General features: G+C 62.2%; 14 protein-coding genes. 10 read left to right on the top strand and 4 right to left on the bottom strand.

The window, feature by feature from the left end; all coding sequences use genetic code 11:
* Positions 1–11 precede the first annotated feature (11 nt).
* Genes HBO11_RS24455 through HBO11_RS24480 form a run of 6 tightly spaced genes read left to right on the top strand, consistent with a single transcriptional unit; the run spans position 12 to position 6,087 of the window.
* A complete protein-coding gene (locus tag HBO11_RS24455; protein ID WP_169954714.1) occupies positions 12–2,939 on the top strand; it encodes a monovalent cation/H+ antiporter subunit A in 2,928 nt (975 codons plus the stop codon).
* A complete protein-coding gene (locus HBO11_RS24460; protein ID WP_005789164.1) occupies positions 2,939–3,283 on the top strand; it encodes a Na+/H+ antiporter subunit C in 345 nt (114 codons plus the stop codon). Before HBO11_RS24455 ends, HBO11_RS24460 begins: the two co-directional genes overlap by 1 nt.
* The gene (locus HBO11_RS24465; RefSeq protein WP_169954715.1) at positions 3,280–4,962 is read left to right on the top strand and encodes a monovalent cation/H+ antiporter subunit D; all 1,683 of its coding nucleotides are present in this window, start codon (positions 3,280–3,282) and stop codon (positions 4,960–4,962) included. The genes HBO11_RS24460 and HBO11_RS24465 overlap by 4 nt, the downstream gene beginning before the upstream one ends.
* Positions 4,959–5,447, top strand: a complete 489-nt coding sequence (locus HBO11_RS24470) for a Na+/H+ antiporter subunit E (protein WP_169954716.1) — start codon at positions 4,959–4,961, stop codon at positions 5,445–5,447. Before HBO11_RS24465 ends, HBO11_RS24470 begins: the two co-directional genes overlap by 4 nt.
* Complete coding sequence (locus tag HBO11_RS24475; RefSeq protein WP_038440496.1) at positions 5,444–5,722, top strand: K+/H+ antiporter subunit F; 279 nt, start codon at positions 5,444–5,446, stop codon at positions 5,720–5,722. The genes HBO11_RS24470 and HBO11_RS24475 overlap by 4 nt, the downstream gene beginning before the upstream one ends.
* Entirely contained in the window at positions 5,719–6,087 is a 369-nt protein-coding gene (locus tag HBO11_RS24480; protein WP_169954717.1) for a Na+/H+ antiporter subunit G, read from the top strand. The genes HBO11_RS24475 and HBO11_RS24480 overlap by 4 nt, the downstream gene beginning before the upstream one ends.
* A 144-nt stretch (positions 6,088–6,231) precedes the next feature.
* Here the strand turns inward: HBO11_RS24480 and HBO11_RS24485 are convergent, their stop codons facing one another.
* Positions 6,232–6,669, bottom strand: coding sequence for a DUF3995 domain-containing protein (locus HBO11_RS24485; protein ID WP_169954718.1), 438 nt, complete (start codon positions 6,667–6,669; stop codon positions 6,232–6,234).
* 90 nt (positions 6,670–6,759) lie between these two features.
* Between HBO11_RS24485 and HBO11_RS24490 the strand changes: the two genes are divergently transcribed.
* Together HBO11_RS24490 and HBO11_RS24495 are read left to right on the top strand one after the other, a co-directional pair.
* Positions 6,760–7,149: a DUF2946 domain-containing protein gene (locus HBO11_RS24490; protein ID WP_169954719.1), complete on the top strand. Its 390-nt coding sequence runs from the start codon at positions 6,760–6,762 to the stop codon at positions 7,147–7,149.
* Between the two features lie 95 nt (positions 7,150–7,244).
* On the top strand, positions 7,245–9,359 hold the full coding sequence (locus HBO11_RS24495; RefSeq protein ID WP_169954720.1) for a TonB-dependent receptor: 2,115 nt from the start codon (positions 7,245–7,247) through the stop codon (positions 9,357–9,359).
* Positions 9,360–9,496: 137 nt separating this feature from the next.
* Here HBO11_RS24495 and HBO11_RS24500 read toward each other — a convergent pair whose 3' ends face one another.
* Together HBO11_RS24500 and HBO11_RS24505 are read right to left on the bottom strand one after the other, a co-directional pair.
* Positions 9,497–10,513 carry an ABC transporter substrate-binding protein gene (locus tag HBO11_RS24500; protein WP_169954721.1) on the bottom strand — a complete coding sequence of 339 codons (1,017 nt, stop codon included), beginning with the start codon at positions 10,511–10,513 and terminating at the stop codon, positions 9,497–9,499.
* Between the two features lie 121 nt (positions 10,514–10,634).
* On the bottom strand, positions 10,635–11,084 hold the full coding sequence (locus HBO11_RS24505) for a hypothetical protein (protein WP_057439059.1): 450 nt from the start codon (positions 11,082–11,084) through the stop codon (positions 10,635–10,637).
* 387 nt (positions 11,085–11,471) lie between these two features.
* Between HBO11_RS24505 and HBO11_RS24510 the strand changes: the two genes are divergently transcribed.
* Together HBO11_RS24510 and HBO11_RS24515 are read left to right on the top strand one after the other, a co-directional pair.
* Entirely contained in the window at positions 11,472–11,726 is a 255-nt protein-coding gene (locus HBO11_RS24510) for a hypothetical protein (RefSeq protein WP_169954704.1), read from the top strand.
* An 81-nt stretch (positions 11,727–11,807) separates the two neighbouring features.
* Positions 11,808–12,044 (top strand): DUF2789 domain-containing protein, encoded by a 237-nt coding sequence (locus HBO11_RS24515; protein ID WP_169954722.1) that lies wholly within the window; start codon positions 11,808–11,810, stop codon positions 12,042–12,044.
* 7 nt (positions 12,045–12,051) lie between these two features.
* Here the strand turns inward: HBO11_RS24515 and HBO11_RS24520 are convergent, their stop codons facing one another.
* Positions 12,052–12,255, bottom strand: a complete 204-nt coding sequence (locus HBO11_RS24520) for a hypothetical protein (protein WP_032861075.1) — start codon at positions 12,253–12,255, stop codon at positions 12,052–12,054.
* Positions 12,256–12,290: the final 35 nt, after the last annotated feature.

Raw genomic sequence — 12,290 nt, forward strand, 5'->3', positions numbered from 1 at the left:
ATTAGAAGCCTATGTCCCTGATAGTTCTACTGCTTCTGCCTTTCATCGGCAGCTGTCTGGCGGCCTTGCTGCCGCATAACGCACGTAATACTGAATCCCTGCTGGCCGGCCTTGTGGCTCTGGTCGGTACCGTACAAGTCGCCCTGCTCTACCCCCAGATCGCCGACGGTGGCGTGATCCACGAAGAATTTTCCTGGCTGCCCAGCCTGGGCCTGGACTTCGTGTTGCGCATGGATGGCTTTGCCTGGCTGTTCTCGATGCTGGTACTGGGCATCGGTAGCCTGGTGTCTTTGTACGCCCGCTATTACATGTCGCCGGATGATCCGGTGCCGCGTTTCTTCGCGTTTTTTCTGGCGTTCATGGGCGCGATGCTCGGGTTGGTGATCTCCGGCAACCTGATCCAGATCGTGTTTTTCTGGGAACTGACCAGCCTGTTCTCGTTCCTGTTGATCGGCTATTGGCACCACCGCTCCGATGCGCGCCGGGGGGCCTATATGGCGCTGATGGTCACCGGTGCAGGCGGGTTGTGCCTGCTGGCGGGGGTCATGCTGCTCGGCCATGTCGTCGGCAGTTACGATCTGGACCAGGTGCTCGCCGCCGGTGACCAGATCCGTGCCCACTCCCTCTACCCCATCCTGCTGACGCTGATCCTGATCGGTGCCCTGAGCAAAAGCGCGCAATTCCCCTTCCACTTCTGGCTCCCCCACGCCATGGCCGCACCGACACCCGTGTCGGCCTACCTGCACTCGGCCACGATGGTGAAGGCCGGCGTGTTCCTGCTGGCCCGCCTGTGGCCCTCGTTGTCGGGCAGCGAAGAGTGGTTCTGGATGGTCGGCGGTGCCGGCGCCCTGACCCTGTTGCTCGGCGCGTATTGCGCGATGTTCCAGAACGATCTCAAGGGCCTGCTGGCCTACTCCACTATCAGTCACCTGGGCCTGATCACCCTGCTGCTGGGCCTCAACAGCCCGCTGGCCGCCGTCGCCGCCGTGTTCCATATCCTCAACCACGCTACGTTCAAGGCCTCGCTGTTCATGGCCGCGGGCATCATCGACCACGAAAGCGGCACCCGCGATATCCGCAAGCTCAGCGGCCTGGTGCGCCTGATCCCGTTTACCGCGACCCTGGCCATGGTCGCCAGCGCCTCCATGGCCGGGGTGCCGTTGCTCAACGGCTTCCTGTCCAAGGAAATGTTCTTCGCCGAGACGGTATTCATCTCCTCGACCCAGTGGGTGGAAATCGCCCTGCCGGTGATCGCGACCATCGCCGGCACCTTCAGCGTGGCCTATGCCTTGCGCTTCACCGTGGATGTGTTCTTCGGCCCGGCCGCCACCGACCTGCCGCACACGCCCCACGAACCGCCACGCTGGATGCGCGCACCGGTCGAGTTGCTGGTGTTTACCTGCCTGCTGGTGGGGATCTTCCCGGCCCAGGTGGTCGGTTCGATCCTCGCCGCTGCCGCCCTGCCGGTGGTCGGCGGCGTGTTGCCCCAGTACAGCCTGGCGATCTGGCACGGCTGGAACGCCCCGATGATCATGAGCCTGGTGGCCATGACCGGCGGCGTGGTCCTGTACCTGCTGCTGCGCAAGCAACTCAAGCGCGGGCGCTTCAAGTACCCGCCGATCATCAGCTACTTCAACGGCAAGCGCATGTTCGAGCGCTGCCTGGTGGTGATGATGCGTGGCGTGCGCAAGGTCGAGAAACGCATCAGCACCAAGCGCCTGCAAACCCAATTGTTCCTGCTGGTGCTGGTGGCGGTGATCGCCGGGATGATCCCCATGCTGGGCAGCAGCCTGAGCTGGGGCGACCGGCCGAAGATCCCTGGCTCCATCGTGTTCGTCACCCTGTGGCTGCTGGCGATTGCCTGCGCCCTGGGCGCCGCCTGGCAAGCCAAGTACCACCGGCTGGCGGCCCTGACCATGGTCAGCGTGTGCGGCCTGATGACCTGCGTGACTTTTGTCTGGTTCTCCGCGCCGGACCTGGCGCTGACGCAACTGGTGGTCGAGGTGGTGACGACGGTATTGATCCTGCTGGGCCTGCGCTGGCTGCCACGGCGGATCGAAGAGGTCTCGCCACTCCCCAGTTCGTTGCGCAAGGCGCGCATTCGCCGCTTGCGCGACTTGCTGCTGTCGACCGTGGTCGGTGGCGGCATGGCGCTGTTGTCCTATGCGATGCTCACCCGCCAGACCCCCAACGATATTTCCTCGTTCTACCTCAGCCGCGCCCTGCCTGAAGGCGGCGGCAGCAATGTGGTGAATGTGATGCTCGTGGACTTCCGGGGTTTCGATACCCTGGGCGAAATCACCGTGCTGGGCGCGGTGGCCTTGACGGTGTATGCGCTGCTACGGCGCTTCCGCCCGCCCAAGGAAAGCGAGCAACTGCCCGCGCAACAGCGGCTGTTGGCGCCGGACGTGGACACCGACCTGGTCAACCCACGCCAAGCCAGCGACACCGCCCTGGGCTTTATGATGGTGCCCGCGGTGCTGGTGCGCCTGCTGCTGCCGATTGCCCTGGTGGTGTCGTTCTACCTGTTCATGCGCGGCCACAACCAGCCGGGCGGCGGTTTTGTCGCCGGGCTGGTGATGTCGGTGGCGTTTATCCTGCAATACATGGTCGCCGGCACCCAGTGGGTCGAGGCGCAGATGAACCTGCGGCCGATGCGCTGGATGGGCTTCGGACTGTTGTCGGCAACCCTGACCGGGCTTGGCGCGCTGTTCTTCGGCTACCCGTTCCTCACCACCAGCACCCTGCACCTCAGCTTGCCGGTGCTGGGCGACATCCATATCGCCAGCGCGCTGTTTTTTGACGTGGGTGTGTACGCCATGGTGGTCGGCTCGACCCTGCTGATGCTCACCGCCCTTGGCCACCAATCGGTGCGGGCCCATAAACCCGGCAACCAGGCGAAAGCCGCCGCCACGCCACCACAAGGAGCTGCTGCCTGATGGAAGAAGTCATCGCAATTGCCATTGGGGTCCTGGCGGCCTCCGGCGTCTGGCTGGTGCTGCGGCCACGGACGTTCCAGGTGGTGATGGGCCTGTGCCTGTTGTCCTATGGGGTCAACCTGTTCATCTTCAGCATGGGCAGCCTGTTTATCGGCAAGGAACCGATCATCAAGGACGGCGTGCCCCAGGACCTGCTCAATTACACCGATCCCCTGCCCCAGGCCCTGGTGCTGACGGCGATTGTGATCAGCTTCGCCATGACCGCGCTGTTCCTGGTGGTGCTGCTGGCGTCCCGGGGCCTGACCGGCACTGACCATGTGGACGGCCGGGAGCCCAAGGAATGAGCTGGATGAACCAACTGATCATCGCGCCGATCCTGCTGCCGTTGCTGACCGCTGCGTTGATGATGATGCTGGGCGAGAAACACCGCCCGCTCAAGGCCAAGATCAACCTGCTGTCGAGCATGACCGGCCTGGGCATCGCGATGTTGATGCTGTACTGGACGCAACAAGGCGGCCCCGCCTCCATCGGCGTCTACCTGCCGGGCAACTGGCAGGTGCCGTTCGGCATCGTGCTGGTGGTGGATCAACTGTCGGCCCTGATGCTGGTGCTCACCGGGATCATCGGCGTCAGCGCCCTGCTGTTCGCCATGGCCCGCTGGGACCGCGCCGGCACCAGTTTCCATGCGCTGTTCCAGATCCAGTTGATGGGCCTCTACGGTGCCTTCCTCACCGCCGACCTGTTCAACCTGTTCGTGTTCTTCGAGGTGCTGCTGGCCGCGTCCTACGGCCTGATGCTGCACGGTTCGGGCCGGGCGCGGGTGTCGTCGGGGCTGCATTACATCTCGATCAACCTGCTGGCTTCGTCGCTGTTCCTGATTGGTGCGGCGCTGATCTACGGGGTCACCGGCACCCTGAATTTCGCTGACCTGGCGCTCAAGATCCCGCTGGTCCCGCAAGCCGATCGCGGCCTGCTGCATGCCGGCGCGGCGATCCTCGCCACCGCGTTCCTGGCCAAGGCCGGCATGTGGCCTTTGAACTTCTGGCTGGCGCCGGCCTACTCCTCGGCCAGCGCGCCGGTAGCGGCGATGTTTGCGATCATGACCAAGGTCGGCGTGTACACCGTGTTGCGCCTGTGGACCCTACTGTTTTCCGGGCAAGCCGGCGCCTCGGCGCTGTTTGGCGGCGACTGGCTGGTGTACGGCGGCATGGCCACCATCCTCTGCGCCGCCCTGGCGATGCTCGCCGCCCAGCGCCTGGAGCGCATGGCCAGCCTGAGCATCCTGGTCTCGGCGGGCATCCTGCTGTCGGCGGTAGGCTTCGCCCAGCCCAGCCTGACGGCCGGCGCGCTGTTCTACCTGGTCAGCTCGACCCTGGCGTTGAGCGCGCTGTTCCTGCTGGCCGAACTGGTCGAACGCTCGCGCTCGGCCAACGAGCTGCCCCTGGACGATGAAATCGAAGTGTTGCCACGGCCAGTCGAATCCCTGCACCCGCCCAAGGGCACCAACCTGGACGATGAGCAAAAGGCCGTGGTCGGCCAGGTCATCCCGTGGACCATGGCGTTCCTGGGCCTGAGCTTTATTGCCTGCGCCCTGCTGATCATCGGCATGCCGCCGCTGTCGGGGTTTATCGGCAAGCTCAGCCTGCTCAGCGCGCTGATCAACCCGCTGGGCCTGGGCCAGGCCGTGGATGCGCCGATTCGCCCGGCAGCCTGGGGCCTGGTGGCGTTGTTGATATTCTCGGGCCTGGCCTCGCTGATCGCTTTTGCGCGCCTGGGCATCCAGCGCTTCTGGACCCCAGAAGAGCGGCCCTCGCCGCTGCTGCGCCGCTTTGAGTGCATCCCGATCTTCGTCTTGCTTGGCCTGGCGATTGGCCTGACCTTCAAGGCAGAAATGCTCATGCGCTTTACCCAGGACACTGCCGCCAGCCTGAACAACCCCGAGCACTACGTCATGGCCGTCATGGCCACGCGCCCGGTGCTCAGCCCGCAAGCCCAGGCCGCCGCCGTGGAGGTGCAGCCATGAAGCGCCTGTTCCCTGCCCCGTTACTGTCATTGGCGTTGTGGGTGCTGTGGCTGGTGCTGAACCTGTCGATCAGCCCCGGCAACCTGCTGCTGGGGGCGCTCCTGGGCCTGCTCGCGCCGCTGATGATGGCGCCGCTGCGCCCACTGCCGGTGCGTATCCGCCGCCCAGGGGTGATCATTGGCCTGTTTTTCCTGGTCGGGCGCGATGTGATCATCTCCAACCTGCACGTGGCGTGGGGCGTCTTGACCTGCGGCACACGGCCGCCGCGCTCGCGTTTTGTCAAAATCCCCCTGGACCTGCGTGACGCCAACGGCCTGGCGGTGCTGTCGATGATCACCAGCGTGACCCCCGGCACCGTGTGGTCGGAACTGGCCCTGGACCGCAGCATCCTGTTGCTGCACGTGTTCGACCTGGATGACGAAGTGCAGTTTATCGAGCACTTCAAGCAGGCCTACGAACGGCCCCTGATGGAGATCTTCGAATGAGTGCCCTGCTCGCCAATGCGATCCTGTTGAGCCTGTTCCTGTTTTCCCTGGCCATGGTCCTGACCCTGGTGCGCCTGTTCAAGGGCCCCTCGGCCCAGGACCGGGTCCTGGCCCTGGACTACCTGTATATCCTGGCGATGCTGATGATGCTGGTGCTGGGCATTCGCTATGCCAGTGATACCTACTTCGAGGCGGCGCTGCTGATTGCGCTGTTCGGCTTTGTCGGCTCGTTTGCCTTGGCCAAATTCCTGCTGCGTGGTGAGGTGATCGAATGATCAATGTCAGTGAACTGCCACTGTGGGTGGAAATTATCGTGGCGATCCTGCTGCTGCTCAGCAGCCTGTTTGCGTTGATTGGTGCGCTCGGGCTGTTGCGGATGAAGGATTTTTTCCAGCGCATGCACCCACCGGCGCTGGCTTCGACCCTCGGCGCATGGTGCGTGGCGCTGGCGTCGATTATCTACTTCTCGACCCTCAAGTCCGGGCCGGTGCTGCATGGCTGGTTGATCCCGATTTTGCTGTCGATCACCGTGCCGGTAACCACCCTGTTGCTGGCGCGCACGTCGTTGTTTCGCAAGCGCATGGCGGGGGAAAATGTACCTGCCGAGGTCAGCAGCCGCAGGGCTGACAGCGGTAGCTGATCCCTCTGAATGTACGCGGTAAACAATGTGGGAGCGGGCTTGCTCGCGAAGGCCGTGGGTCAGTCAACATCAATGTTTGCTGGGCCGACGTCTTCGCGGCGATCCGACAAGCCCGCTCCCACATTTGGCCCTGCATACCGTCAGTCAGGTCCAGGCGACGACCAGCAACCCCGTCCCCAACACCAGGCACAATGGCGAATAGAAAAACGTATCCAACCGCGCGAACCGTGACCCGCCGACTTTCTTGAAAAACCCCACCAGCTCCGAATCACCAATCGCCCGCCCAAACATGATCAGGGCAATCGCGCTGATCCCCCATTGCAGGGCCTGATGCCCCACTGGCTGGAAGAACAGCCCCGCCCGCAGGCACACCAACACGGCAATCAGCACCAGCCCCACGGCCACCAGGAACGTACCCAGCGCCGACGCCTTGAACGCCGGCCGTGGCCCGCTGGCGAATTCGCCGGGCAGTTGCGGGATCGCTACGCTGCTGCCCAGCTTGCCGCCTGCGGCCCAGTACACATGGATCATGCTGATAAACGCAAATACCCCGACGACCCACCTCGCAATGACAAAGCTCATGGTTGGATACCCCTGGAAAAGTGCGAAAGAGGATAGTCCTTTTCAGATTTTTTGCAGGCATTTAGTCGTCTGGTGATAAAGTGCCGCCCCATGAAACTCGCCCGTGCCGACCGCTCGTTGATTGCCTGGATGCTCTATGGCTGCGTCCTGTTCAACGTGTTCGCCTGCAGTATTGGCCATGGGCAAATGGTCGGCATGCAGCTCAACGGCATTGGCGGCCAGTTCTGTACCGTAGACCCCCGCACCCAGGCGCCAGCCCCCGTAAACACGGGCGATCAGTCGCTACCCACGCTGTCCAAGGCCTTCGGTTGCCCGCTGTGTTCCACCGGCGGCATGGGCCCGGCGCTCAACTCCAGCCTTAACGTTGCGGTACTGCCCCAGCCTCACGCGCCACCGCCGGCGGTGGTACTCACCGCTGATATTCCCACCCGCTTCACCTGGCCTGCGGCTAATCCGCGCGCCCCGCCTGCCTACGCCTGATACCTGCGCTTTTTGATCCGCACACCGCGCGGCTTCCCCAGGGAAGCGCGGGCGGCTGTGCGCTGCTTTCAAGCCCTGCTTTTCAGGATTTATCGATGAAACATTTACCTCTATTGGCGGGCCTGTTCGGCTGCCTGCCTTTTTGCGCCTGGGCCCTTGAGCTGGCCCCCACCACCATCGACGGCGCCGCCGCCAACGAGCCGGGCCTGGCTCTGGACCAATCCAGCGGCATGGCCTCGCGCCTGGGCCTGAGCGTGCGGGAAACCCCGGCCTCGGTCAGCATCGCCGACCGCAACGATATCGAGCGCCGTGGCGCCAAGACCTTCCAGGATGCGGCCAACACCCTGCCTGGGGTCAACGCCAGTGCGCCGCCGGGGTTTGGCGGGTTTATTTCCTATCGGGGCTTTACCAGCAGCCAGATCACCCAGATGTTCAATGGCATCAACGTCGCCGGTGGCCTGGCACGGCCCGTGGACGCATGGATTTATAACCGGGTGGAGCTGGTGGGCGGTCCCTCCTCGTTGATCAACGGCGCCGGCTCCGTGGGCGGCTCGCTGAACTACGTGACCAAGCTGGCCACCCGCGAGGAGCAGGCCGTCGAAGGCCAAATCAACTACGGCAGCTACGACACCACCGGCATCGCCCTGGGCCTCAACCACGCCCTGACCGAGCCCGGTGCCGAGGTCCAGCACTACGCGCGCCTGGATGTCAGCCGCAACACCAACCATACCCATATCGACCGCCAGCAACGCGATGCCTGGAGCGTGGCCTTTTCCCTGCTCAGCGACCTCACGCCCAACCTGTCCCATACCCTGGCCCTGGAGTACCAGGACGAACACGAGGACAGCCCATACTGGGGCACCCCGGTGCTCAATCCCAAGGCCGGCGAGCTGAAAATCGACAGGCACAACCGCTTCAACAACTACAACGTCGCCGATGGCCGCTACGAACAACGCACGATCTGGGCCCGGTCGATCATCGATTACCGGATCAACGACAGCACCACCCTGCGCAACACCCTCTATCACCTGGACAGCCAGCGCGACTACCGCAACCTGGAGACCTACCAGTACGACGCCGATAACAGCCTGGTGAACCGTTCGACGGCCTATCAGGTGCGCCATCAGGGCGAGCAGGACGGCAACCAGTTCGAGCTGCGCCATGACAGCAGCGTGTTCGGCCTGGCCAGCACCTGGTCCGGCGGTTTCGAATACAAGGTCAACAGCACCACCGCCAGCCCGCTGAACGTGTCGGCCAAGAACGCAGTGGACCCCAACCACTACGATCCGGGGCATTTCTACGACCTGCCAGGCACCAAGCCGGGATTTATCAAGGACAAGACCACCGAAGTGACGACCAAGGCGCTGTTTGTCGAGAACCGCCTGGGCCTGACCGACAAGCTGTCGCTGCTGAGCGGCCTGCGTTATGACGCCATCGACCTGGACGTGACCAGCCACCGCGACAACCTGGGTAACGTCAAGCGCCGTTGGGAGCCGGTGACCGGGCGCGTGGGCCTGACCTATCAGTTCATCCCGGCGGCCAATGTCTATGTGCAATACAGCACCGCAGCCGAACAGCCCACCAGCACCACCCAGGTGTTTGATGTCTCCACCGGCAAGCAATGGGAAGTGGGCAGCAAGTTCGATTACCTGGACGGGCGCGGTTCAGCCACCGTGGCCGCCTACCACATCGAGCGCAAGGACTTTGCCGTGACCGACCCACAAGACCCCACCCGCAGTATTGCGGTGGGTGCGCAGTCGTCCAAGGGCATCGAACTGGCCAGCTCGTTGCGCATTACCCCCAGGCTGTTGGCCGAAGGCAATTTCGCCTGGGTCGATGCGCAATACGATGATTTCAACGAGAAAATCGCCAGCGGCGCAGTGGTATCGCGCAAGGGCAACACGCCGACCAACGTGCCCAAGCGCGTAGGCAACCTGTGGCTGACTTATGACATCGCCCCGGCCTGGCAAGGTGGCGTGGATGCGCGGTATGTGGCGCAGGTGTACGCCGATAATGCCAACACCCTGACCGTGCCGGCGTACACCTTGTTTGGCACTTTCCTGACCTACAAGGTCGATCAACACACCTCGGTCACGGGCCGGGTGCGTAACCTGACCAACGAGGTATATGCGCAGTTTGCCCATGTGTCGCCGGCGTATTACCTGGGGTCGCCGCGTACCTTTGAATTGGCGGTGCAAACCAAGTTCTAAGGGGAGCGCAATCAAAACTGTGGAAGCGGGCTTGCCCGCGATGGCGGTGTATCAGGTTAGAAATACTTGACTGACACACCGCTATCGCGGGCAAGCCCGCTCCCACAGTTGGATCGTCGTTTGCAGTGACGGCGTGGCTATTTCAGGCTGGCTTGGACCTTTGTAGCCACATCCTCCGTCAACCAGGCCTTCCACACTTGCGGATGCTCTTTGAGAAACGCCTGTGCCACTTCGCGCGGCGGGGTGTGCTTTTCGCTCATGGTTGCCAGGGCTTCGTTCAACGGTCCAATTGGAAACTCGACCTTTTCGAAGAACCCGGCAATCTGCGGATATTCCTTCTGGAACGGAGTGGACACGCCAATGCTCAGTTTGGACGCCAACGAACGCGTCGGCTTGGGGTTGGGGTTGTCGGCATCCGTCAGGGTCTTCCACGCCTCGGCGTCGAAGGCAGGTTCCTCCAACTGGATCAACTTGTAGCGCCCCATCAGTGGGGTCGGCGACCAGTAGTAAAACAGGATTGGCTTGCCACGGCGGATCGACGAGGCTATCTCGGCATCCAGCGCCGCGCCCGAACCGCTACGAAAGTTGACGTAGCTGTCGTCCAGGCCATAAGCCTTGAGCTTCTGCTTATTGACCACCTCCGAAGTCCAGCCGATAGGGCTGTTGAGGAACCGTCCCTTGCCGGGGGCCTCCGGGTCCTTGAACACATCTTTATAGCGCGCCAGGTCCTGTACGCTGCGCAGCTCAGGGGCCAGTGGCTTGATCCCTTTGTCCGGGTCGCCCTTGATCACGTATTCCGGGACCCACCAGCCTTCGGTCGCGCCCTTGACGGTATCGCCCAGGCCAACCACCTTGCCTTCAGCCTCAGCCTTGACCCACACCGGGCTGCGGCCCGCCCATTCCTCGCCGATCACCTGGATATCATTCTTGGCCAGGGCGGTTTCCAGGGTGATGGTGGTACCGGGCAGGGTATCGGTGGGCAGGTCGTAGCCCTTCTCGACAATAAAGCGCAGTACTTCGGTGATCAGGCTGCCACTTTCCCAATTCAGGTCGGCAAAATGAATGGGCGCCTGGGCAGCCGCTACCGGTGCGGCCGCCATCGACAGGCCCGCGGCGGTAAGGGATGCTGCCAACAGCGCTCGTATTGCTTTCATGCCTTTGAACCTCGCGTTTACACAGCCATGGCGGATGGCTTTGCTGTCATGCGAAAGCCCTGAATAATTAAGTCCACCCAACTGTAGTAGAGGTTCAACCGATTGCCGGTGCGCTCGCTTATTACTCGCTGGCCTTGAAAGTCACCAGTTCACCCTTGCGCCACTTGGCGGCCTTGCCGGTCACGGCCTTGAGGGTCTTGCTCAGGCCTTCTTGCAGTTGTTCATTGGCGGCGAACACCAGCATCACGCTGTGACCTTCCTTGAACACAATGCCCTCGCCCTGCGCCGTGGAAACAAACGCGTAGTCACCCAGGCCATAGACCGTCAACTTGATATCGCGAAACTTCAGCTCGAACTTGCCACCTTCACGGCTGGGCAGGACTGCGGCGCGAAAGTGATCGCCGACCTTGAGCTCCAGGCGAGGTTTGTCATCGACCACCAACGCTGTTTCGGTATCGATTTCAGCAATGTAAATGCCTTCCGGGGTTTGTTCCGTGATGTAAACAAACCGCGACTGAAACTGCTTAACCAACTTCGCGCGCAAATCACCCAGCACGAACAATGCGTGCATATCCAGATTACTAACTGCCAAGGAAACGCCCCCACATCTAAAAAAGCGCCGCCCGCCCAGGGCAGACAGCACAAAAAAGGCCGATACGGCACGGTACATTAAAAAACTGAAGTTGATTCCCGCCAGACTCGTACAGCCGTGCCTGACAGCCCTTGTACAAGGTCGTCAGGCGGTGCAGGAAATCACAGGTTTATCGGCCAGAGAATACTGGACGCCCCACTTCAGAGAATACCCCATTTGAAAGGGTGGTTTTCCGACAGCCAAAAACCAAAGAAAAACGTTGGATGGAACCGAACGCGAGCTGCCGACAACAATATTAGAACAGCAACGCGGCTTAAAACCACCCGAAATGCTGCAAGCAGGTCAACAGATCAACAGGAGCTCGCCATGCAAAGACTTCATCGCGAACCGACACTGACTCGCGACACCTTATCGCGCAAGGATAGCGCGCTATTCTACAGCGTGTACGCCCACAACGCGTGCCCGGATTTCGCCCTGTATCGGGTCGTCCCGGCGGGCAAGAATTTTTTCCATATCCTGGAAGTGCCCAGCGGTCGGATCAAGGGCTTTCGCAGTGACCATAACAAGGCCTGCGCCCTGGCCAAGGAGTTGGAAGCTCTCCTGTGCATCAATGCCCGTTGACACGCGACTCAAGCAAAATCGAACTATGCGCGCTGGCACGCCTCCCATGGGAGTAGAGACTTAACTATCGTGGAGAATGACATGGACGCGCCAACGCATACCTTGCAAGACCTGTTCGAACAGTTGGGGTTGGAGGCCTCGCCTGCTGCCATCGACACGTTTATCGGTGAACATCCCCTGGCAGAGACTGTGAAGCTGATCGACGCGCCCTTCTGGACCCCGCAACAGGCGCAGTTCCTCAAGGAAGAACTGCGCGAAGACGCGGACTGGGCGATTGCCGTGGATGAGCTGAACCAGCGCCTGCACCAGAGCGTATAACCTGCAGTCAGTGCAGGCGGTCTGAGCGCTCCAGGTCCAGCAGCGCCTGCCAGGCCGCGCGGCATTCCTGGGCTTCGTCGCGACTGGCGAAGGCCGTGCCGCGCTGTTCACCGTTGAGCAACACCACCCAGCAGGCCCTAAGGCCCAGCGCACGCAGGGTCTGTGGCACACCGCTGCCAATCATCACCGCTACATCGACTTTGCTTTGCATGGAAGTTCTCCGCAGGATTAGTTAGCTAGCTAACA

The sequence above is a fragment of the Pseudomonas sp. WS 5010 genome (genome assembly GCF_012985565.1).
Taxonomy (GTDB): domain Bacteria; phylum Pseudomonadota; class Gammaproteobacteria; order Pseudomonadales; family Pseudomonadaceae; genus Aquipseudomonas.